We start from the raw sequence: 20,844 nt of genomic DNA on the forward strand, positions 1-20,844 counted from the left end.
CGGAGGTGTCATGGCCCGCACTAAAGCGCAGACGTTGGCGTGGCTGCGCACCATCTCGGGCGAACTCTCCACCGCGACGATCAAGCGTCTCGACCAGACGCTGCCCTGGTACGGCGACATGCCGCCGGGGCGGCGTTCGGCCGTGGGCCTCGTGGCCCAGGCGGGCATCAAGTCGTTCATCCAGTGGTACGACGACCCCACCACCACCACGTGGATCGCCGCCGACGTGTTCGGTTCGGCGCCCCGCGAACTCCTCCGCTCGGTGAGCCTGCAGCAGACGCTGCAGCTCATCCGGGTCGTGGTCGAGGTGGTGGAGGAGCGGGTCGCGGGCGCGGAGTCCTCGCTCCGCGAAGCGATCCTCCTCTACTCCCGCGAGATCGCCTTCGCCGCCGCCGATGTGTATGCCCGTGCCGCCGAAGCCCGCGGCCTCTGGGACGCACGGCTCGAAGCGCTGGTGGTCGACAGCATCCTGAGCGGCGAGTACGACGACGAGCTGCCGAGCCGCATCGCCGCCCTCGGCTGGCACGGGCACGGCGAGGTGAGCGTGCTGGTCGGCACCACTCCGCGGCAGCTCGATGTCGACCAGCTGCGGCGCACCGCCCGCCACCTCAACGCCGACCTGCTGATCGGGGTGCAGGGGGGCCGGCTGGTGCTCGTGATCGGGCGCGCGCATCCGGCCAACGGCAACGCTCTCGACGTGGCGGCGGACGCCGCCGGAGCCGGTGCCGGCGGGGGCGCGGCGGCGCTCGAGAGCGCCCCGGCCACGACCGAGACCCTGTCGTTCCTCGACATCGCCAAGCAGCTCGAGCCCGGCTTCGGCCCGGGCTACCTCGTGCTGGGCCACGAGGTGCCGAGCCTCGTCGACGCGTCCCGCAGCGCCAAGGCCGCGCTGGCCGGATTCGCGGTCGCCAGGGCCCTCCGCAACGCCCCACGGCCGATGCTCGCCGACGATCTGCTGCCCGAACGCGCGCTGGCCGGTGACCCGCTCGCCCGGTCCACCCTCGTCAACCGCGTCTACCGGCCACTGCAGGACCAGTCCCCCGAGCTCATGACCACCCTCTGGTGCTATCTCGACAACGGCCGCTCGCTCGAGGCCACGGCGCGCGAGCTGTTCGTGCACCCGAACACCGTGCGCTACCGCCTGAAGCGCGTCACGCAGGTGATCGGCTGGGACGCGACCGGCGCCCGCGAGGCCCTCATCCTGCAGTCGGCACTCATCCTCGGGTCGATGAACGACCACGAGCCGCCAGGCCACCGGCGCTGAGCCGAGTGGCTTGTAGAGCACCGACAACGGATTCGGCCATCTCTTGACCCTGTCCATCACAGCCATCCACCGAACTCTTGGGAGACTGAAGCAATGATCGTCGTCGTTTGCCCCGGCCAGGGCTCGCAGACCCCCGGCTTCCTCGAGCCGTGGATCGCCGAGCCGACCTTCCGCAGCACCCTCGAAGAACTCGGTGCCGCGGCCGGTGTCGACCTCGTGACGCACGGCACGGTGAGCGACGCCGACACCATCCGGGACACCGCGGTGGCGCAGCCGCTCATCGTGGCGGCGGGACTCCTCACGCTCGACGCGCTCTTCGCCGACGGCCGCCGCGACCGTATCGGCGGCATCGCGGGGCACTCGGTGGGTGAGATCACCGCGGCGGCCGGTGCGGGCATCCTGAGCGCCACGGATGCGATGCGCTTCGTCGGTGAACGCGGCCGCGCGATGGCGGACGCGGCTGCATTGACCAGCACCGGCATGAGTGCCGTGGTCGGGGGCAGCGAGGACGAGGTGCTGGCCCTGTTCGACGAGGTGGGCGTGCTGCCCGCGAACTACAACGGCGGCGGCCAGATCGTGGTGGCGGGCGAGCCGGCGGCGCTGGCCCTGCTGGCCGAGCGCGCGCCGCGCGGCGTGCGGGTCATCCCGCTGCAGGTGGCGGGCGCCTTCCACACCCACTACATGGCGCCCGCGGTCGAGCGGCTCGCGGCCGTCGCCGCAACCCTCAGCCCGGCCGATCCGACCCTCACCATCTGGACGAACAACGACGGCAGCGTGGTCTCGAGCGGCGCCCGTTTCGTGGAGCTCCTCGTGGGCCAGGTCTCCTCACCGGTGCGCTGGGACCTCGACATGGCCGCGTTCGCCGAGGCCGGCGTCACCGGCCTGATCGAGGTCGCGCCCGCCGGTGCGCTCACCGGGCTCGCCAAGCGCGGCCTCAAGGGCGTGCCCGCCGTCGCCGTGAAGACCCCCGACGACCTCGCCGCCGCTTTCGACCTCATCGACCAGGCCGCCTGACCGCGACCCTTCGCTCCCTTCACCCGACGACTCACGGAAGGCATCGCGCACGCGCCATGACCAACGCCACCCTGAAGCAGGCCACCGGCCCCCAGTTCACCCGTATCCACGCGATCGGCGCCGCCCGCGGTGACCTCACCGTGCCGAACGACGACCTGGTCGGTCCGATCGACTCCTCCGACGAGTGGATCCGGCAGCGCACGGGCATCGTTGAACGCAAGCGCGCCTCGCACGACGTGTTCGCCGTCGACCTGGCGGAGGCCGCCGCGAAGGAGGCGATCGAGGGCGCCGGCATCGTGCCCTCGCAGATCGGCGCCATCCTCGTCTCCACCATCTCCAACCCCGTCATCACGCCGTCGCTCGCGACCCACGTCGCCGAGCGGATCGGCGCACCGCTCGCCGCCGCGTACGACATCAGCGCCGCGTGCGCCGGGTACGCGTACGGCATCGGGCAGGCCGACTCGCTCATCCGGGCGGGCATGGCCGAGTACGTGCTCGTCATCGGAGCCGAGAAGCTCTCCGAGTACGTCAGCCCCACCGACCGTTCCATCTCGTTCCTGCTCGGCGACGGCGCCGGAGCCGCGGTGGTCGGCCCGAGCGAGTTCCCCGGCATCTCCCCCACCGTCTGGGGTTCGGATGCGACCAAGCGCGACGAGATCCACATGACCGGCACCACCATCGAGTTCCGCGACGGCGAGACCGAGTGGCCCACCCTCTGGCAGAACGGCCAGGTGGTCTTCCGCTGGGCGGTGTGGGAGATGGTGAAGGTGGCCAAGCAGGCGCTCGACGCGGCGGGCGTCACCGTCGACGACCTGGCCGCGTTCATCCCGCACCAGGCCAACATGCGCATCATCGACGAGTTCGCCAAGCAGCTGAAGCTGCCGGAGTCGGTGGCCATCGGCCGCGACATCGAGACCACCGGCAACACCTCGGCGGCGTCGATCCCGCTCGCCACCCACCGCCTGCTCAGCGAGAACCCGTCGTTGTCGGGCGGCCTGGCGCTGCAGATCGGCTTCGGCGCGGGCCTCGTGTACGGCGCCCAGGTCGTGGTGCTGCCTTAGACATCCCCCTGGCCTGACTAAACTAAGTCTCGGTCAACGACACCCCCAAGGAGAGAACAATGGCATTGTCCACCGAAGAAGTACTGGCCGGACTGGCTGAGCTCATCAACGACGAGACCGGCATCGCGACCGACACTGTCGAGCTGGACAAGTCCTTCACCGACGACCTCGACATCGACTCCATCTCGATGATGACCATCGTGGTGAACGCCGAGGAGAAGTTCGACGTGAAGATCCCCGACGAAGAGGTCAAGAACCTCAAGACCGTGGGCGACGCCGTGAGCTTCATCGTCTCGGCCCAGGCCTAGTACCACCCTGAGCATCCGGTCGGCAGGATCGCGGCCGCTGAACCCGATCCTGTCGACCTCGTTGCGCTCCCTGCGCGCCCTGGACTGACCACCCACAGAAAGTTTCGCCATGAGCACCAAGAAGATCGTCGTCACCGGAATCGGGGCCACCAGCCCCCTCGGCGGCACCGCAGCCGACAGCTGGAAGAACCTCCTCGCCGGAGAGTCGGGTGCCACCACCCTCGAGCAGGAGTGGGTGGCCCAGCTCGAGCTCCCCGTGACCTTCGCGGCTCAGGCCCGCGTTCCTGCCGCCGACGCCCTCGAGCGCATCGAGACCAAGCGCCTCGACCCGGGCAGCCAGTTCGCGCTCATCGCGGCCCGCGAGGCGTGGGCGGATGCCGGTTCGCCCGAGGTGGTTCCGGAACGTTTCGGCGTCGACTGGGCGACCGGCATCGGCGGCGTGTGGACGCTGCTGGATGCGTGGGACACCCTGCGCGAACGCGGCCCGCGGCGCGTGCTGCCGATGACGGTGCCGATGCTCATGCCGAACGGCCCCGCGGCGGCGATCGAGATGGCGCTGGGTGCCCGGGCCGGGGCCCGCACCGTCGTCTCGGCGTGTGCGTCGAGCACCGAGTCGATCGTGAACGCCTACGACCACCTGCAGGCCGGCTACGCCGACATCATCATCGCGGGCGGCTCGGAGGCGGCCATCCACCCCCTGCCGATCGCGTCGTTCGCTGCCATGCAGGCGCTCTCCAAGCGCAACGACGACCCCGCCACCGCTTCCCGCCCCTATGACCTCACTCGCGACGGCTTCGTGCTCGGCGAGGGCGGCGCGGCGATCGTGCTCGAGACCGAGGAGCACGCGCTGGCGCGCGGCGCGAAGATCTACGCCGAACTGCTCGGTGGTGCCGTCACGAGCGACGCCTACCACATCACCGCTCCCGACCCCGAGGGGTCGGCCGCCGCTCGGGCGATGATCGCGACGGTGGCGAACGCGGGCTACTCGCTCGACGACGTCGCGCACATCAACGCGCACGCCACCTCCACGCCCGTCGGGGACATCGCGGAGTACAAGGCGATGCTGCACGTGTTCGGCGACCGGTTGCACGAGATCCCGGTGTCGGCCACGAAGGCGTCGACCGGTCACCTGCTCGGTGGTGCCGGCGGCATCGAGGCGATCTTCACCGTCATGGCACTCCACGACCGCGTCGCCCCGCCCACCATCAACGTGTCGGAGCAGGACCCGGAGATCCCCCTCGACGTCGTGCGCTCCCCGCGCGAGCTGCCGGCGGGCGACCTCCTGGCGATCTCGAACTCCTTCGGCTTCGGCGGCCACAACGCGGTAGTAGCCTTCAAGACTGTTTAGTTGCTGGGCGGCCCGGGCTTCGCTCGGGCTGCCCAGGTCACGCCGGTCCCTGCCCGGCGTGACGCGACATGTGAGGGCGCGGTCGAGCGGCGCGGCCTTCGGTCGCACCACTCGGCCACACCCTCACCTCGGGTCGGCTGGGAGCGGCCTGTTGCGTGCTATCTCGTTCCCTACGCCGTCACCGGACTCAGACTCGCCATCCACTCACCCGGCTCCACTTACCCCACTCCGCGGTGCAGGTAGATGACGGGCGACATGTCCGAGGCGTAGCGGAAGGGCTCGAGCTCGTCGTCCCAGGCCTGGCCGAGGGCCAGGCGGAGTTCGCGGTGCAGTTCGAGGGCGTTCGTGCCCGCCGCCTCCATGGCGTTGCGGATGCGGTCCTCGGGGATGACGGTGTTGCCGGCGTTGTCGACCTGGGCGTAGAAGATGCCGAGGTCGGGTGTGTGCATCCACCGACCGCCGTCCGTGCCGTCGCTGGCGTCTTCGGTGACCTCGTAGCGCAGGTGCTCCCAGCCGCGCAGCGCCGACGCGATGGCGGCCCCGGTGCCCGGCGTGCCCTCCCAGAAGAAGTCGGCTCGCTGCGAGCCCCGGAGCACGGGCTGCTCGATCCAATCGAAGTTCACTGCACGACCGATAGCGCGACCTGCGGCCCACTCGATGTGGGGGCAGAGCGCGCGGGGAGCGGAGTGGATGTACACCACTCCGCGAGCAACGTTCGCCGCCATTTCTCTCTCCATTCGTGAGGTACGTCTTCCCCAACGACCTGTGAACGGATGAAGCGATGTGCGGCCTGATCTGCAGTTGTGCTCACATCATGCCAGAGCGGTCCGGCGAATCACAACCGTGTCATCCGCGGTTCGTGAACTCTCAGAACTATACTGAGTGAACATTTTCCGGAAGGATGACGTGATGTCGATTCGCGCGGGCATCCTGCTCGTGCTCGGTGAGACCGATGCCTACGGGCTCCAGATCCACGGCGAGCTCGAGGAACGCACCGACCGGCGTGGTCGCATCAACGTGGGGCAGATCTACTCGACACTCGACCGGTTGGGCTCCGCGGGCTTGGTCCGCGCATCCGGCGCGACGGATGACGGGTTGCCGCTCTACGGCATCACCCCGGCCGGCCGACTGGCCGCCGACGAGTGGCTGGCCGACACCGATGTCGACGCGACGTCGGCCTGGAGCGACTTCACCTTCAAGGTGCAGCTGGCCACGAGCCTCGGCATCGGCGTTCCGGCGCTGCTCGACCGATACCGCGCTGCCTGGGGCACCGTCCGGAACTCGCCGAGCGCCGAACCGCACTCCCCCGCCGCACTCGCGCGCCGTCGGCTCGCTGAAGCGGCACTCGGCTGGCTCGACGACCTCGACACTGCTCCGGGCGGTGTCGACGCCCTCGCGCGGCCGCTACGGAACGAGCGTCCCCGACGGGGTCGCCGCCCGACGCCGACGCCAGAGTGACGCGGGGAGCAACCGCGCCCGGTAGCGCTCCTTCGCCGACGCGCGACCCTCGAGTGCGCTGATCAGCGCCACGAGATCACCGCGGATGCGCTCCCGAACCTCCTCGCCGGCCGACCCCGGCGGCGCATACTGTTCCCACTCCACCTGCCGGCGCAGCCGGTCGATCGCCTCCTCCGGCAGATCGACGTCGTCGCGCAGCCGCCGTTCGAGGTCGAACATGGTGTCGCCGGCCGAGCGCTGAACGCGGTAGTCGTCCAGGGTGTCTTCGAATTCCGTCCAGGCCAGGGTGCCGGGCAGTTCGTCGTCGCCGAGGCGCCGGAGGCGCGACCGCCGCCGCGCCCGGCGCACCGCCCACGGCGCGAGACCGACTGCCACGATCCCGCCGAGGACGGCGGCGAAGGTGGCCCAGCCGCGCACCTGACCGAGCAGCACCTGCTCGGGCGTCAGCGAGCCGAAGGCGTTCTGCTGCTCGTCGGGCCGCGTGTTCGGGTCGGCGGTCGCCGTGCTCGTCCTCTGGTTCGTGCTGGTGGAGCCGGAGGCGCCGGCCTGGGCGTAGTCGGGCAGGCTGTAGTCGGGCGGCGTGATGTCGAGCCCGGGGGTCGGCTCGAACGGCAGCCAGCCGATGCCGTCGAAGTAGAGCTCGGGCCAGGCGTGCAGCTGGTCGGTGTAGACCTCGAAGATCGGCCGGCCCTCCGAGGTGCCGTCGGCGGTCTGGCCGGGTGCGTAGCCCACCGCGATGCGTGACGGGATGCCGAGCGTGCGCGCCATCACCGCCATCGAGGCCGCGAAGTGCACGCAGTACCCCTCTTTCGCCTCGAGGAAGGCGGCGATCATCTGCGCGTTGTCGCCGTCGTAGCCGCCCGACACGGGCGCGGAGAGCGAGTAACGGAATTGGCCGGAGCGGAAGAACTCCTGCAACGCGACCGCCTGGCCGTAATTCGTGGTGGCACCGCTCGTCACCTCGGCCGCCGTTGCGGCGATGACGGGCGGGAGATCGTCGGGCAGCGCCAGGTAGTCGCGCACCGTGTCGGGCACGAAGGCGCCTGCCCCCGCCAATTGCTCGGCGGTCGGGCTCACGGTGAGACCGGTGACGCGGTAGTTCAACCCGCGCGTGTCGCCCTGCAGATCGGTGACGGTGAAGGACGACGGGGTGAGCAACCACGACCCGTCGAGGTCGCCGACCTGCTTCGTGGGGTAGGGCAACGGCAGCCAGTCGCTGCGGAGCGAGGCGATGGAGACGGTGGTGGCGACCTCGGCCGTCGGCACGTCGGCCGCCAGGCCGGGCGGAGTGCCGAAGTCCTGCCCGTCGTACCCCACGGCGTCGAACGGCTGCTCCGGTTGCCAGGTGCCGCCGGAGAAGTCGCTGAGGTTCACCATCTTGAGGTAGAGGCCGTCCTCGGAGCTCGTGGTGTAGGTCAGCGAGAGCACCGGGTCGCTGCGCCGGAGGTCGCGCCCGAGCTGGATGGTGGGATCGACCCCGGTCGCGTACACGGACGGGAACCGGCTCCCGGACCCGTCGTCGGCCAGTGACTCGGCGGTGAGCCCGGGCGTGACCGCCGGCAGCACGATCATCGGCGGTGACGACGTAGACGGTGACGTTGGGCTCGCTCTTGCGCACGAGCGGCGCGATCGCGAGCACGGCCAGCGGCCCGATGCCGCTGAGCACCGGTGTGCGGAGCCCGGTGGCCAGTTCGTCGGTGATGACGGCGATGAGCCCGACCGACATCACGATCAGCTGTGTGATGGCGCCGTCGGCGATCGCCGGTACCTCCTGCTGGGCGATCGAGAGCCGCGCATCCGCCAGATCGCCGGAGATGTCGGCGAGCGTCGAGAGCGTCGGCAGAAGGAACCACAGGGTCGAGCCGGCGTAGAGAACCGCCACGACAGCGCCCCAGACGACGGCGGTGACGGCCACCACGGTGACCTCGGGCACACCGCGCGCCCGCAGGGTCGCCGCCACACCGAGCAGCAGCACCACCATGGCCATCGTGGCGAACCACCAGCTGAAGCCCTGCAGGAGCGGCGTGAGCCCGAGCAGCGCCGCGCCGATCGTCACGGCGACGGCGAGCGTGCTCTTCCACGCACCGGTCTTCTCCGCCCGGCGATGCTGCGCAGCCGACCGGCGGCGTGCCGCGCTCATCCGATCCCCCGCGCGTCGCCGAGAGCCTTCCACAGCCCGGGCAGGTCGTCGTCGGCGGTGCACTCGAGCACCGACCACCCCGCCGCGCGCAAATCGCCGGCGACGCCGCGGTCGCCACCGAAGCCGGCCCGGCGCGCGGCGGCGTCGCCACCGACCACGAAGGCGACCGGATGCGACGACATCGCCGCGAGTTGCCGGATGCGGTCGCCCGCCCCGGGAGCGTTCGACACGATGGCGAACACGGGTGGCGCATCCGGCGAGGTCAGGGCCGCCGCTTCGACCGCCGCCCGGAAGTCGAGCGGATCGTGCAGCGCATCCTTCGTGGCGAAGGCCAGGTCGCGCACCACCCGGGAGAGACCGTGCGGGGCGGTGAACACCTCGTCGTCGGCGTCGGCGCCCCGAGCGTGCCCGACAAGCCGCACGCCGTAGCCCTCGTTCATGAGGTGCAGCGCCACGGAGCCGACGGCGCTCACCGCCCACTCGAACGCCGGATCGACCTCCGCGCCGCGCGTGCCGGTCGGCGCCGGCTGCGCGAAGGAGTGCGCATCGAGCACGATCACCGCGTCCTGGTCGTTGCGCTGGTCGTCCTGCCGCACCATCAGCTCCCCGTGCTTGGCGGTGGCGGGCCAGTGCACGCGGCGGATGGAGTCGCCTGGCAGGTACTTGCGCGCGATCACATCCTGCTCCCCGGCACCCACCAGGCGCCGCGAAACCTGCTCGGCGCCGTCGCCCGTGGCCAGCCGCAGGTCGACCCGCGCCAGCTCGTAGACCGTGGGCGTGACGAGCACCGTGTCGGTGCCGCCGACCCGCACGCGTCGCACCGCGCAGCCGAACGGATCGGTCAGCGTCACCACGAACGGCCCGATCTGGTGAGCGCCGCGATAGGCCGTGTCGAGCTGGTAACTCAGCTGCCGCGCCACGGGCTCGTCGAGGGTCGAGGAGGTGTAGGCGGGCAGGGGCGGCAGCGGTGCGGGCTCACTCGAGTGCAACGGTGCCGCGGCCTGCTCCACCCAGACAGCTGCCGGCGTGCGAAGACTCCCCCAGTTCTGCACGAAGATGGTCGCCGTGACCGCCTGACCCACCGCTCCCGACTCCGGCGAGAAGCGCCGGCGCACCTTCAACGCGACCCGACGCAGGGCCACCCAGGCGAGCGAGAACACCGGCACGGCGAGCAGGAAGCAGGCGAGGTAGGCGATCTCCTGGCGCCTCAGCACCTGGGTGAGCACGAAGGCCACGACGGCGGCCGCGACCAGCCCCCAGCCCCGCACCGTCAGGCGCGGCAGCGTGCTGGTGGAGCGGGCTCGGGCCACGAGGTCAGACCGAGCGGGAGCGGTTGAGCGGAACGGGCGTGGCGGACACGATGGCGCGCAGCGCATCGGCGATGGCCTGCGTGCCGCCCCCGCGGCTGTCGCTGGCGGCCCGCCGCGTGGCGACGATGCGGTGCGCGAGCACGGGCACCACGAGCTCGTTCACGTCATCCGGCACCACGAACTCGCGGCCGTTCAGCGCCGCCAGCACCTTGGCGGCGCGCACGAGGTGGAGCGTGCCGCGAGGGCTCGCCCCCAGCCGGAACTCCGGATGCGTGCGGGTGGCCTGCACGATCGACACCACGTACGACTCCACCGCGCGGCTGACGTACACCGAACGGGCGGTCTCGATCATGGCGTGCAATTGCTGCTTGTCGACCACGGCGGTGAGCTTGTCGAGGGGGCTCGACTGCTCCCGCTGGTGCAGCATCGAGAGCTCGGCCGCCGCATCCGGGTACCCCATCGAGATGCGGGCCATGAACCGGTCGCGCTGCGCCTCGGGCAGGGCGTAGGTGCCCTCCATCTCGATCGGGTTCTGGGTGGCGACCACGATGAACGGCGGCTCGAGCGGATGCGTCGTGCCGTCGAGCGAGACCTGCCCCTCCTCCATGCACTCCAGGAGCGCCGACTGGGTCTTGGGCGAGGCGCGGTTGATCTCGTCGGCGATGACGATGTTGGCGAACACCGCCCCGCGCTTGAACTCGAAGGCGTGGTCGACCTGGTTGTAGATGGAGACACCCGTGACGTCGGAGGGCAGCAGGTCGGGGGTGAACTGGATGCGCGCCACCGAGCAGCCGACACTCGTCGCCAGCGCTTTGGCGAGCGTGGTCTTGCCGACACCCGGCACGTCTTCGACGAGCAGGTGGCCCTCGGCGATCAGCACGATGAGGGCGAGCGTGGCGGCCTCGGTCTTGCCGTCGATGACGCTCTCGAGGTTCGCCATGATGGCGCCGGCGTACTCGTCGAACTCGGCCAGGGTGAGGGGTGCGTTCGCATCGGTCGCAGCGCGGGTGTCGCTGACGGCGGATGCGGCGGATTCGGGGGTCATGGACGGTGCTCCTCGTCGGATCACGGCTCTCGCCGTCTTTCCCACGATAGGCTCCCCCACCGACATTTGCGAGAGCCGTGAACGGCTGCGCGGGGCGGCCGGAGATCGAGCAGGAATCGAGAAGCCCGCGGCGGGGCGCATCCGTAGCATGGAGCCATCCCCGGCAGCACGACCTCGAAGGAGCCACTCATGACCGCAGCCAGCAGCGCCCGCGACGCCGAGAAGTACGACGGATTCACCGCAGAGGAGCGCGAGGCCATGAAGGAGCGGGCGAAGGAGCTGAAGGCGGCGTCGCGCCGCCCCGCCCGGTCGAAGAAGGCCGACGGACTCGCCGACCTGCTGGCGAAGATCGCCGAGATGCCCGACGCCGACCGCACCATCGCCGAGCGGGTGCACGCCGTGGTCACGGCGAACGGCCCGGAGCTCGAGCCCAAGACCTGGTACGGCATGCCGGCGTACGCGAAGAACGGGAAGGTGGTCTGCTTCCTGCAGAGCGCCTCGAAGTTCGGCGCGCGCTACGCGACCCTCGGCTTCAACGACGCGGCTCTGCTCGACGAGGGCGCCATGTGGCCGACCGCGTTCGCGATCGCCGAGATCACGCCCGCGGTCGAGGAGCGGATCGCCGCACTGATCGTGCGCGCGCTCGGCTGACCGCGGTCTCCCGTCAGGGGCGGCTGCCGAGCAGCCGGGACAGCTCGCCGGCGCTGTCCACCACCACTCGCCCGATGTCGTCCACCTCGGCCGGCGAGATGCCGGCCTTGATGCGCGTCACGCTGATCGCGCCCACGCAGTCCCCCCGGTGGTCGACCACGGGCGCGCCGATGCAGATGATACCCATCGCATCCTCCTCGTCGTCCACGGCGTACCCGAGCCCCCGGGCACGCCGCACGTCGTCGAGCACGGCGTCGATCGTGGTCAGCGTGTGCGGGGTGGTCGCCGCCAGCGACGTGCCGGCGAGCACCTCGCGCACCCGGTCGTCGCTCATCGCGGTCAGCATCGCCTTGCCCACACTCGAGCGGTGCAGCGGCTCCCGCGCCCCCATCTGCAGGTCGAACCGCACACCGCCCGTGCCGTCGACGCGGTCGATCATGATGGCGTAGTCCCCACCCCAGGTCGCGGCGCGGGAGGTCAGGCCGGTGCGCTCGGTGAGCGCGCGGAGGACGGGTCGGGCGAGTTCGCGGAACGAGATCTGGTCGAGCGCCATGTCGCCGAGGCGCGCCAGTGCGAGACCGAGTCCGTAGCGGCGCTCGGTCCCGGTGCCGGACGAGCGGATGAGCCCGCGCCCGGCCAAGGTCTGCAGCGTCGCGAAGACCCCGCTCTTGGAGCCTCCCATCGCCTCGGCGATCTCGGTCACCGTGAGCGGCGCGGATGCGGCACCCAGGTGCTCCAGGATGTCGATCGCGCGCTCCACGCTCTGCACGCGGTACCGGTTGTCGGACTGCTCCGTCGTCACGCTCACCATCCTGTCCGCTCCTGTTCAGGGTAGCCAGAGATTTGACCTGCCCGAAACATTCGGGTCTTCCCCTCGCGGGCATCCTCTGGATAGATTACTCGGTAATCGCGAACAGCGTTCGCACAGACCGAACAGCAATGGAGCCATCGCAGTGTCGACAGTTGCACCCGAAACGCCTCTCGAGGGCGTTCTGCCGGTGATCATGACCCCGTTCGCCGCGGACTGGACGATCGACCGCGGTGCTCTCGCCGACGAGGTGGACTGGCTCTTCGCCAACGGCGCCGACGGTCTCACGGTGGCGATGGTGTCCGAGATCAACCGGCTCTCCTTCGAAGAGCGCTGCGCCCTCAACGCCGCCGCGGTGGAGTTCGCTCGCGGGCGCGGGCCGGTCGTCGTGAGCGTGGGCGCCGAGAGCACTGTCACCGCACTCGAGTTCACCCACCGTGCGGTCGACGACGGAGCAGCCGCCGTCATGGTGGCGCCGCCCCTGCTCAGCAGCGGCCCGCTGTCGATCGGCGAATTGCGCGAGCATCTCGAGGCGATCGCCGAGGCGACCGGCGGGCTGCCGCTCGTACTGCAGGACGCCAGTTCGTACGTCGGCGCGCCGATCGCGCCGGAGGTGCAGGGCGACCTGGTGCGCGACTTCGGGGCCGACCGGCTCCTGCTCAAGCCCGAGGCCGAGCCGATCGGCCCCACCGTCTCGGCCATCCTCGCCGCCTCCGGCGGAACGGCGCGCATCTTCGACGGCAGCGGCGGGGTCTCGCTGATGGATGCGCACCTGCGCGGCATCGTGGGCACCATGCCCGGGCCCGATCTCACCTGGGCCATCCGCGCGCTGGTCGACGCGCTCGACAGCGGCGACGACGCATCCGCCTTGGCCATCACGCGCACCCTCACCGCGATGATGGCGATGGTGCAGGGCCTCGACGGTTACGTCGCCTTCGGCAAGCACCTCCTCGTGCGCCAGGGCGTCATCCCCGACGACCGGATGCGCGGACCGATCGGCTTCCGGCTCGACCCCATCACCACCCGCCTCGTCGATGCGCACGCCGACGAACTCCGCACCCTCGTCCGAACCGAACAGAACCGACTGGAGCACTCGTGACATCCGCCGCACAGACCCTCGCCGACGAAGCCGAGCGCATCGTCCCCGGTGGGGTGAACTCCGCCACCCGGCGCATCGGCTCCCCCTGGGCGTGGCGGTCGGCGCACGGCGCGACCATCACCGACCTCGACGGCCGCAGCTACACCGACTACCACGCCGCGTTCGGGGCCATCCTGCTCGGTCATGTCGACGAGCGCGTCAACGATGCCGTGGTGCGGGCCGTGCAGCAGCTCGACCTCGTCGGCCTCGGCACCACCGAGCTCGAGGTCGAGGCCGCGCGGCTCGTGATCGACGCCATTCCGAGCGCCGAGGTCGTCATCTCAACGATGAGCGGTTCCGAGTCGGTGTTCCAGGCCCTGCGGCTGGCGCGGGGGGCGACCGGGCGGCCGTACATCCTGAAGTTCCAGGGATGCTTCCACGGCTCCTACGACGCGGTCGCGCGCAACGTCATCTCCGCGCCCGACAAGGCATGGGGCGACGACGCGAACTCGACCGGCATCCTGCCCGACGCGCTCGCCCACACCCTGATCGCCGAGTTCAACGACCTGGCCTCCGTCGAGGAGCACTTCGCGCAGCACCCGGGCGAGATCGCGGCGATCATCGTGGAGCCGGTGCCGCACAACGTCGGCGCACTGCTGCCCGACCCGGGCTTCCTCGAGGGGCTGCGCGCGATCGCGACGCGCGAGGGTTCCGTCCTCATCTTCGACGAGGTCATCACCGGGTTCCGGCACGCGCTCGGCGGCTACCAGGAGCTGGCCGGGGTGACGCCCGACCTCACCACCTTCGGCAAATCGATGGGCAACGGCTACCCGGTGGCGGGCCTCGCCGGCTCGGCCGAGCTGATGAACAACTTCAGTTCGGCCGGCGGTGGCGTGATGCTCGCGGGCACCTTCAACGGAAACGCGATGTCGATGGCGGCCGCCGTCGCCACGATCGGCGTGCTGGCCGACCCCGTGGTCGACTTCTACGGCCACGTGCGCCGGCTCGGCGACCGGATGCGCGAAGGCCTCACGCGCATCACCGCCGACCACGGCATCCCCGCCGTCGTCACCGGCGTCGGATCGGTCTTCGTCACCTACTTCCTCGACGGCGAGGTGCACGGCTACCGCGACCTGCTGCGCAACGACGACGAGGCGTACGCCACCTTCCACCGGCGGATGATCGAGCAGGGCTCCTTCATGTACCCGATGTCGCTGAAGCGCAACCACATCTCGCTCGCCCACACCGAGGCCGACGTCGACCGCACGCTCGAGCAGGCCGACGACGTGCTCGGCGCCATGGCCGAAGAGGGCCTGTTCCGCAGTCTCCGGGAGCGGGCGTGACGACGGCACAGCGGATGGCGCTGGTCGGCGGCGTGGTCGCCGACGGCTTCGGCGACCAGGCACAGCCGGCCGACGTCCTCGTCGCCGACGGCCGCATCGAGGCGATCGTGCCGGCGGCGGAGCGACCGGCCGGCGGCTACGCCGCCGAGCTCCTCGACGTGACCGGACGGATCGTCGCGCCCGGTTTCGTCGACATCCACTGCCACTCCGACATCAGCCTGCTGGCCTACCCGGGCAACGCCAGCCGGGTCACCCAGGGCATCACCACGGAGGTCGTGGGCAATTGCGGCATGAGCCCGGCCCCCGGCAATGCCGACCTCCACGGTCTCAAGGGGGTGATCAGCGTGATCGACGTCACCCCCGAGCTGGCCTGGTCGTGGAACGACGTGCCCGGTTGGCTCCAGGCTCTCGACGACGCGCCGACCGCCACCAACGTGGCCGCACAGGTGGGGCATGGCGCGCTGCGCTTCGCCCGCGCGGGCGTCGAGGCGCGAGCGCTCAGCGCCGGCGAGCTGATCGCGCTGGAGCGCGACGTGGAAGAGGCCTTCGACGCCGGTGTGGTCGGTGCGAGCGTCGGCCTCATGTACGCCCCGGGCGAGTCGGGGACGGCCGTGGAGTTCGAGCACCTGGCCCGGGTCGTCGCCCGCCGCGACGGCGTGCTCTCGGCGCACCTGCGCGACTACGTGCCGAGCCGTCAGTACGCGGCGGTCGACGAGCTCGCCGGACCCGTGGGCCGTGCGGGCGGCCGACTCCAGATCTCGCACCTGCGAGCGGTCGGCCGGGAGGACGGGTTCGAGGGAGTTCTCGCCCACGTCGAGCGGCTGCGGGCAGACGTCGACGTCGCGGGCGATCTCTACCCCTACGTGCACGGGCACACCGAGATCGTGCAGCTGCTCCCCACGGAGCTGCGAGCAGCCGGTCCCGACGCAGTGGTGGAGGCGTGCCGCGCCGACCCGAGAGGCGTCGCGGCGCTGTTGCGCGCATCCGGCTTCACGAACGAGCAGATCATCATCATGAAGGCCACGAACACGCCCGATGCGGTGGGTCACGATCTCAACGCCGCCCCGGGCGATCCGTTCGACTACCTGGTCGAGCTGCTGCTCGCCAACGACGGGCTCGTCGACGCCGCGATGGAGAGCGGCCGCTGGGCCGACATCGACTCGGCGCTGCGCACGCCCTGGGTGAGCATCGCCTCGGACGGCACCGCGCTCGACGCCTCGCACACGGCGTCGGTGCCGCATCCGCGTTCGTGGGGCGCGTTCTCCCGCGGCTACCGCTACCTCCGCAGGCTGGGTCTCCCGATCGGCGAGGTCGTGCGACGGATGACGACCGCGCCGGCCGACCGGGTTGGTCTGCGCAGCGGCATCGCGGCGGGCCTGCGCGCCGACCTCGTGGTGCTGGACGACGAACGGTTCGACTCACCGGCGACCTTCGCCGACCCCAGCGCCACCTCGGTCGGCCTCGACCACGTCTTCGTGGGCGGTGTCGCGGTGCTCTCGCACGGCGAGCAGACCGCCGCCCGCCCCGGAACACTCATCAGAAAGGGAACGGATGTCTGACCAGCCTCTGGGCATCGGCATCATCGGTGTCGGCGGGATCGCCGACAGTCACCTGGCCGCGCTCCGCACGAGCACCGACGCGCGGCTGATCGCCGTGTGCGACGTGGTCGTGGAACGCGCACAGCGGGTGGCCGAGCGGGAGGGTTGCGCCGCCTACGGCTCCGTCGCCGAGCTGCTGGCCGCTCCCGGCGTCGACGCGGTGATCTGCTGCACCCCGAATCTCACGCACGAGGAGCTCGGGCACCAGGTGCTCGCCGCCGGCAAGCACCTCCTGATGGAGAAACCACTCGCGATGTCGCCGGCTGGTGCCCGTTCGGTGGCGGAGGACGCGGCGGACCGTGGCCTCACCCTCATGGTCGGGCACAGCCACCGGTTCTCGGCCCAGTCCCTGGCCATAAGGGAGGTCATCGACTCCGGCGCGGTCGGCACGCCCCGCTTCGTGCGGATCGCGATGAACGGCGGCTGGATCTGGCCGGGCTGGCAGCACTGGGTGCTGAACCCCGAGCTCTCCGGCGGGCACTCCTTCCACAACGGCGTGCATCTCACCGACCTCGCGGCCTGGTGGCTGGGCGAGCAGGCCGACTCAGTCTTCGCCACAGGGCAGCACGCCACGAGCGAGGCGCTGCAGATCTTCGACTATCTGGTGATCGGCCTCGGCTTCCCGTCGGGCGCATCCGCGATCTGCGAGATCAGCCGCGGCGACAACCCGCGGGGCGCCGCCTACGCAGAGATCACGGTCGTCGGCACCTCGGGTGTGGTCTCGCGCGACTGGGATGCCGAGGGCGTGCTCGCGTGGCTCGACCACGGGCTCGCCCAGTGGGGTCCCGACGGTGTCGCGCCGGCCACGTTCGATCGCGAACTCGACTCGTTCGTCGCGGCCGCGCAGGGCCGGGCCGCGGTCGAGCCGCCCGTCGCGTTCGCCGTGCACGCCGTGGACGTCGCGGCCGCCAGCGAGGAGTCGCTGGCCACCGGCGAGACGGTACGGATCGGAGCCGCAGCATGAGCGCCCTGCCCGTGCTCCTCGCCGGCACGGTCGGTGTCGGCACCCAGAACCACCAGGCGGAGATGTGGGCGCCCGCGCTCGCCGCGGCCGGCCTCGCCGCAACCGTGGTCTGGCTGCCGACCGGCTCCGAGCAGGCGGCGATCGATCGCGGCCGATCGCTGGCCGACGACCTCGGCCTCGCGCTGCAGGTCTCGGAGACGCCCGACACCCCGGCCGCCGGTGCGATCGTGTGCCTGCGGGGCGAGGCTCGCAGGGCGTTCGCCGAGTACGCCGTCGCGCAGCAGGTACCGGTTCTGCTCGACAAGCCGACGCTCGACAGCACCACCGAACTCGAGGCGTTCGCGGCCGCCGCAGGAACCCTGCCGGTGCTGCCCGGCCACCACCTGCTCTCCCATCCGGGCTTCACCCGGGTGCTCACCGCAGTGCGCGGTGCCGAGATCGGGCTCCTGCGCGCCGTGCACGCCGACATGGTCACCGGCGGCGGCGAGAGCCAGGCCGACGAGTTGCGCAACCTCGGAGTGCACCTCATCGACGCGATGCGGATGCTCACCGGCCCCGCGACGGTGCGGCTGCAGGCCCACGGCGGCGCCGACGGCGGACCGCGCACCTTCCTCGGCAAGACCGATCGGGGTGTGGTGCTCAGCCACCACATCTCCCGGTCCTGCGCCGGAGCATCGCTCCCCCGCCAGCTCCGGCTGCACCTGCGCGTCATCGGCACCCACGGCTTCGTCGACGCCGATCTCACCAAACCCGCGCTCGAGGTCCGCACGGTCGACGGCACTACTGCGGTGCCCTACGCCGGCGGCTCGGCGGTGCGCCACCTGCAGATGTTCGCGTCGATCATCCGCGGCGCCGCCCGGCCGGCGTCGGCAAGCGACTTCGTCACCCTCTCCCGCGCGCTCGACGGCATGGCCGAATCGGCCGCGACCGGCACCGCTGTCTCCGTCACCTGGTGAACCCGAAAGGATCCGTCCCCCATGAAATGGCTCACATTCGATCAGCACGGACAGGTGCGACACGGCTACCTCGACGGCGACGACATCGTGACGACCGGCCCCGGCGACCTGACCGCGGTGGTCGCCGGGTCGGAGACCCGCGCCGAGGGCGGTGAGCGCGTACCGCTGGCCGGCACCCGCATTCTCTCCCCCGTGCTCGTGCCCGGCAAGGTGCTCTGCGTGGCCGCGAACTACCAGTCGCACGTCACCGAGTCGGGGGCGAAGGAGCGCGAGCGGTCGATCGCAACCCCGCGCATCTTCCTGAAGCCCGACACCGCGGTCATCGGACCGGACGAGCCGGTCGAGCTCGACCCGATCACCCGCCAGCTCGACTGGGAAGTCGAGATCGCGGTCTGGATCGGCCGTGAGGCGAAGCGGGTCGACGAAGCGGATGCCCTCGACCACGTCTTCGGCTACTCGACCAGCAACGACCTCTCCGCCCGCAGCCTGGAGCTCGGCGCCGAGCGGGACGGCGAGGCGTGGACCGGGTTCTTCGACTGGCTCGAGGGCAAGTGGCTGGACGGCTCCGCACCGATCGGGCCCTACCTCGTCACCGTCGACGAGGTGCCCGACCCGCAGGACCTGACGCTCACCCTGAGCGTCAACGGCGAGGTGAAGCAAGACGGATCGACCCGCGACATGGTGCACAGCGTCGCCAAGCTCGTGTCGTTCTGCTCTCGGCTCATGACGCTCCGGCCCGGAGACGTCATCCTCACCGGAACCCCCGCCGGGGTCGGCGCCACCACCGGTGTCTTCCTCGCCCCGGGCGACCACATGGTCGCCGAGGTGAAGGGTCTCGGTGCACTCAGCACGCCCGTCATCGCACCACGTCACATCCAGCACAGCTAAGGAGAAGCACATGCGTTATCGCTACATCGCCGGCGCCGCCGTGGCCGCCGCCGCGGTCCTGCTCGCAGGCTGCACCGGCGGCTCGCCGTCACCCACCGCGTCGGGCCCGACGTCGGCCACCTACAACCTCTACCAGGCACCGCAGACCTTCAACCCGCTCAAGGGTTCGGCCGGCGGCGAGGTGCTCACCGAGGACCTCATCTACGACAACCTCGTGCAGGTGAACCCCGACTTCAGCTTCGAGCCCCGGCTCGCGAGCTCGTGGGAGATGTCGCCCGACGGCCTCAGCTGGACCTTCCACCTGGTGGAGGGGCAGAAGTGGTCCGACGACACACCGTTCACCTCGGACGACGTGCTCTGGTCCCTCAACACCTTCGCGAACCCGACCGTCGGCAGCGCCTACCAGACGAAGTTCGTCAACGTGGCCGGTTACGCCGACTACAAGTCGGGTGCCGCGCAGTCGCTGTCGGGCATCACGGCACCGGATGCGAACACCATCGTCATCCAGATGTCGGTCCCATCGCCCGGATTCCTGGCGTCGATCGCCCAGGGCGCGGTGATGTTCATGATGCCCAAGCACATCCTCGGCGACATCCCGGCCGCCGAACTCATGAGCGACCCGTTCTGGGCCAAACCCACCGTGGGCATGGGCCCGTACACGATGACGGACTTCGTGCCGAACTCCGAGATCGACCTCGTGAAGAACCCCAACTTCCGTGAGCCGGTCGGCATCGACAACGTCTACCTCAAGATGCTCACGAGCGACGTCGCCCAGGCGCAACTGCAGACCGGCGAGCTCGATCTCGCGCAGGTCGCGCCGGCCGACCTGCCGGCCGTCTCGACCATCTCGGGCATCGACATCTCCTCGGCCGACCCCGCCGGCTTCCTGCGGATCGTCGCCAACGACGAGAAGTTCCCGGCGCCGGTGCGCCAGGCGCTGCTCACCGGCATCGACCGGGAGGCACTGATCACGACGATCTACGGCGGCAAGGCGACCATCTCGAACAGCTCCTTCATGACCGAGTGGGCGATGCCGAAGAGCGGCATGGAGACCTACCCCTACGACGAGGACAAGGCGAAGGCGGGACTCGAGGCGGCCGGCTTCGACTTCTCGAAGCAGTACACCTTCGAATGGGTGGGCGGCACTGCCGACCGCGACCAGGCCATCCAGGTGGTGCTGCAGCAGTGGCAGGCGCTCGGCGTGAACGTGGTGGCCAAGCAGGTCGACGCAGCCACGCAGCTGGCCGACATCAAGGCGAAGAGCTACGACTTCACCTTCTCCGGCGGCGGCACCTACACCCTCGACCCGGCGAGCTCACTGGCGTTCCTGCTCTGCTCGAACGCCTACCCGGCCGGCGGCAACGTGGGCTACTACTGCAACCCCGACTTCGACGCCCAGGCGCAGGCCGCCCAGGCCGTGGTCTCGCAGGAGGAGAGCACTCCGCTGTGGAACAAGGCGATCCTCACCGAGAACGCGGATGTCGCCGAGCTCTGGCTCTACGCCCCGCAGACGGTCTGGGCCACCAGTTCGAAGCTGCAGAACTTCGTGCCGTACGGCGATCTGACGAACGTGTTCGCCGACGCCTACAAGTGGACCATCTCGCAGTAGG

At 70.6% G+C, this 20,844-nt stretch carries 19 protein-coding genes and 1 pseudogene; 14 read left to right on the top strand and 6 right to left on the bottom strand.

From position 1 onward, the window contains the following. The first annotated feature begins 10 nt into the window (after positions 1 to 10). The 5 genes from AC3WLB_RS09705 (at position 11) to AC3WLB_RS09725 (ending at position 4,995) form a co-directional block, all read left to right on the top strand. Positions 11 to 1,264 (top strand): PucR family transcriptional regulator, encoded by a 1,254-nt coding sequence (locus tag AC3WLB_RS09705; protein ID WP_492505439.1) that lies wholly within the window; start codon positions 11 to 13, stop codon positions 1,262 to 1,264. A 93-nt stretch (positions 1,265 to 1,357) separates the two neighbouring features. Further along, a complete protein-coding gene (locus AC3WLB_RS09710; RefSeq protein WP_492505441.1) occupies positions 1,358 to 2,278 on the top strand; it encodes an ACP S-malonyltransferase in 921 nt (306 codons plus the stop codon). 56 nt (positions 2,279 to 2,334) lie between these two features. Next, on the top strand, positions 2,335 to 3,339 hold the full coding sequence (locus tag AC3WLB_RS09715; RefSeq protein WP_492505443.1) for a beta-ketoacyl-ACP synthase III: 1,005 nt from the start codon (positions 2,335 to 2,337) through the stop codon (positions 3,337 to 3,339). Positions 3,340 to 3,398: 59 nt separating this feature from the next. Further along, positions 3,399 to 3,647 carry an acyl carrier protein gene (locus AC3WLB_RS09720; RefSeq protein ID WP_022896872.1) on the top strand — a complete coding sequence of 83 codons (249 nt, stop codon included), beginning with the start codon at positions 3,399 to 3,401 and terminating at the stop codon, positions 3,645 to 3,647. 109 nt (positions 3,648 to 3,756) lie between these two features. Then, complete coding sequence (locus tag AC3WLB_RS09725; RefSeq protein WP_492505445.1) at positions 3,757 to 4,995, top strand: beta-ketoacyl-[acyl-carrier-protein] synthase family protein; 1,239 nt, start codon at positions 3,757 to 3,759, stop codon at positions 4,993 to 4,995. Positions 4,996 to 5,213: 218 nt separating this feature from the next. Here the strand turns inward: AC3WLB_RS09725 and AC3WLB_RS09730 are convergent, their stop codons facing one another. After that, complete coding sequence (locus tag AC3WLB_RS09730; protein WP_022896870.1) at positions 5,214 to 5,720, bottom strand: DUF3145 domain-containing protein; 507 nt, start codon at positions 5,718 to 5,720, stop codon at positions 5,214 to 5,216. Between the two features lie 184 nt (positions 5,721 to 5,904). Between AC3WLB_RS09730 and AC3WLB_RS09735 the strand changes: the two genes are divergently transcribed. After that, on the top strand, positions 5,905 to 6,453 hold the full coding sequence (locus AC3WLB_RS09735) for a PadR family transcriptional regulator (protein ID WP_492505447.1): 549 nt from the start codon (positions 5,905 to 5,907) through the stop codon (positions 6,451 to 6,453). Here the strand turns inward: AC3WLB_RS09735 and AC3WLB_RS09740 are convergent. The 4 genes and pseudogenes from AC3WLB_RS09740 to AC3WLB_RS09755 all read right to left on the bottom strand — a co-directional run bounded on the left by AC3WLB_RS09740 (position 6,400) and on the right by AC3WLB_RS09755 (position 10,948). Next, positions 6,400 to 7,530 (bottom strand): transglutaminase-like domain-containing protein, encoded by a 1,131-nt coding sequence (locus AC3WLB_RS09740; protein WP_492505651.1) that lies wholly within the window; start codon positions 7,528 to 7,530, stop codon positions 6,400 to 6,402. The genes AC3WLB_RS09735 and AC3WLB_RS09740 overlap by 54 nt on opposite strands. 45 nt (positions 7,531 to 7,575) lie before the next feature. Next, positions 7,576 to 8,593, bottom strand: a pseudogene (locus AC3WLB_RS09745) (TgpA N-terminal domain-containing protein); the annotation flags it as partial. Continuing rightward, positions 8,590 to 9,903 (bottom strand): DUF58 domain-containing protein, encoded by a 1,314-nt coding sequence (locus tag AC3WLB_RS09750; RefSeq protein WP_492505449.1) that lies wholly within the window; start codon positions 9,901 to 9,903, stop codon positions 8,590 to 8,592. The pseudogene AC3WLB_RS09745 and the gene AC3WLB_RS09750, both read right to left, overlap by 4 nt. Positions 9,904 to 9,907: 4 nt before the next feature. Then, on the bottom strand, positions 9,908 to 10,948 hold the full coding sequence (locus AC3WLB_RS09755; protein ID WP_022896865.1) for an AAA family ATPase: 1,041 nt from the start codon (positions 10,946 to 10,948) through the stop codon (positions 9,908 to 9,910). Between the two features lie 189 nt (positions 10,949 to 11,137). Between AC3WLB_RS09755 and AC3WLB_RS09760 the strand changes: the two genes are divergently transcribed. Continuing rightward, positions 11,138 to 11,599: an iron chaperone gene (locus AC3WLB_RS09760; protein ID WP_492505451.1), complete on the top strand. Its 462-nt coding sequence runs from the start codon at positions 11,138 to 11,140 to the stop codon at positions 11,597 to 11,599. A gap of 13 nt (positions 11,600 to 11,612) precedes the next feature. On the opposite strand, the gene AC3WLB_RS09765 is transcribed toward AC3WLB_RS09760, so the two are convergent. Continuing rightward, positions 11,613 to 12,401 (bottom strand): IclR family transcriptional regulator, encoded by a 789-nt coding sequence (locus AC3WLB_RS09765; protein WP_492505453.1) that lies wholly within the window; start codon positions 12,399 to 12,401, stop codon positions 11,613 to 11,615. A 151-nt stretch (positions 12,402 to 12,552) separates the two neighbouring features. Here AC3WLB_RS09765 and AC3WLB_RS09770 point away from each other — a divergent pair, with 151 nt between their 5' ends. Genes AC3WLB_RS09770 through AC3WLB_RS09800 form a run of 7 tightly spaced genes read left to right on the top strand, consistent with a single transcriptional unit; the run spans position 12,553 to position 20,843 of the window. Further along, a complete protein-coding gene (locus AC3WLB_RS09770) occupies positions 12,553 to 13,506 on the top strand; it encodes a dihydrodipicolinate synthase family protein (RefSeq protein ID WP_492505455.1) in 954 nt (317 codons plus the stop codon). Further along, the gene (locus AC3WLB_RS09775; RefSeq protein WP_492505457.1) at positions 13,503 to 14,828 is read left to right on the top strand and encodes an aspartate aminotransferase family protein; all 1,326 of its coding nucleotides are present in this window, start codon (positions 13,503 to 13,505) and stop codon (positions 14,826 to 14,828) included. The genes AC3WLB_RS09770 and AC3WLB_RS09775 overlap by 4 nt, the downstream gene beginning before the upstream one ends. Further along, complete coding sequence (locus AC3WLB_RS09780) at positions 14,825 to 16,387, top strand: N-acyl-D-amino-acid deacylase family protein (protein WP_492505459.1); 1,563 nt, start codon at positions 14,825 to 14,827, stop codon at positions 16,385 to 16,387. Before AC3WLB_RS09775 ends, AC3WLB_RS09780 begins: the two co-directional genes overlap by 4 nt. Beyond that, positions 16,380 to 17,390, top strand: coding sequence for a Gfo/Idh/MocA family protein (locus AC3WLB_RS09785; RefSeq protein ID WP_492505461.1), 1,011 nt, complete (start codon positions 16,380 to 16,382; stop codon positions 17,388 to 17,390). Before AC3WLB_RS09780 ends, AC3WLB_RS09785 begins: the two co-directional genes overlap by 8 nt. After that, on the top strand, positions 17,387 to 18,346 hold the full coding sequence (locus tag AC3WLB_RS09790; protein WP_492505463.1) for a Gfo/Idh/MocA family protein: 960 nt from the start codon (positions 17,387 to 17,389) through the stop codon (positions 18,344 to 18,346). The genes AC3WLB_RS09785 and AC3WLB_RS09790 overlap by 4 nt, the downstream gene beginning before the upstream one ends. Positions 18,347 to 18,367: 21 nt before the next feature. Then, the gene (locus AC3WLB_RS09795) at positions 18,368 to 19,234 is read left to right on the top strand and encodes a fumarylacetoacetate hydrolase family protein (protein ID WP_492505465.1); all 867 of its coding nucleotides are present in this window, start codon (positions 18,368 to 18,370) and stop codon (positions 19,232 to 19,234) included. Between the two features lie 10 nt (positions 19,235 to 19,244). After that, entirely contained in the window at positions 19,245 to 20,843 is a 1,599-nt protein-coding gene (locus AC3WLB_RS09800; RefSeq protein WP_492505467.1) for an ABC transporter substrate-binding protein, read from the top strand. The last annotated feature ends 1 nt before the right edge of the window (position 20,844 follow it).

It is taken from the genome of Herbiconiux sp. FW305-C-125, assembly GCF_058783455.1.

Bases quoted from the DNA above. Each gene is read 5' to 3' on its own strand.
- AC3WLB_RS09790 (WP_492505463.1), top strand. From the start codon at position 17,387: ATGAGCGCCCTGCCCGTGCTCCTCGCCGGCACGGTCGGTGTCGGCACC.
- AC3WLB_RS09725 (WP_492505445.1), top strand. From the start codon at position 3,757: ATGAGCACCAAGAAGATCGTCGTCACCGGAATCGGGGCCACCAGCCCC.
- AC3WLB_RS09735 (WP_492505447.1), top strand. From the start codon at position 5,905: ATGTCGATTCGCGCGGGCATCCTGCTCGTGCTCGGTGAGACCGATGCC.
- AC3WLB_RS09730 (WP_022896870.1), bottom strand. From the start codon at position 5,720: ATGGCGGCGAACGTTGCTCGCGGAGTGGTGTACATCCACTCCGCTCCC.
- AC3WLB_RS09760 (WP_492505451.1), top strand. From the start codon at position 11,138: ATGACCGCAGCCAGCAGCGCCCGCGACGCCGAGAAGTACGACGGATTC.
- AC3WLB_RS09785 (WP_492505461.1), top strand. From the start codon at position 16,380: ATGTCTGACCAGCCTCTGGGCATCGGCATCATCGGTGTCGGCGGGATC.
- AC3WLB_RS09795 (WP_492505465.1), top strand. From the start codon at position 18,368: ATGAAATGGCTCACATTCGATCAGCACGGACAGGTGCGACACGGCTAC.
- AC3WLB_RS09705 (WP_492505439.1), top strand. From the start codon at position 11: ATGGCCCGCACTAAAGCGCAGACGTTGGCGTGGCTGCGCACCATCTCG.
- AC3WLB_RS09800 (WP_492505467.1), top strand. From the start codon at position 19,245: ATGCGTTATCGCTACATCGCCGGCGCCGCCGTGGCCGCCGCCGCGGTC.
- AC3WLB_RS09710 (WP_492505441.1), top strand. From the start codon at position 1,358: ATGATCGTCGTCGTTTGCCCCGGCCAGGGCTCGCAGACCCCCGGCTTC.
- AC3WLB_RS09715 (WP_492505443.1), top strand. From the start codon at position 2,335: ATGACCAACGCCACCCTGAAGCAGGCCACCGGCCCCCAGTTCACCCGT.
- AC3WLB_RS09755 (WP_022896865.1), bottom strand. From the start codon at position 10,948: ATGACCCCCGAATCCGCCGCATCCGCCGTCAGCGACACCCGCGCTGCG.
- AC3WLB_RS09720 (WP_022896872.1), top strand. From the start codon at position 3,399: ATGGCATTGTCCACCGAAGAAGTACTGGCCGGACTGGCTGAGCTCATC.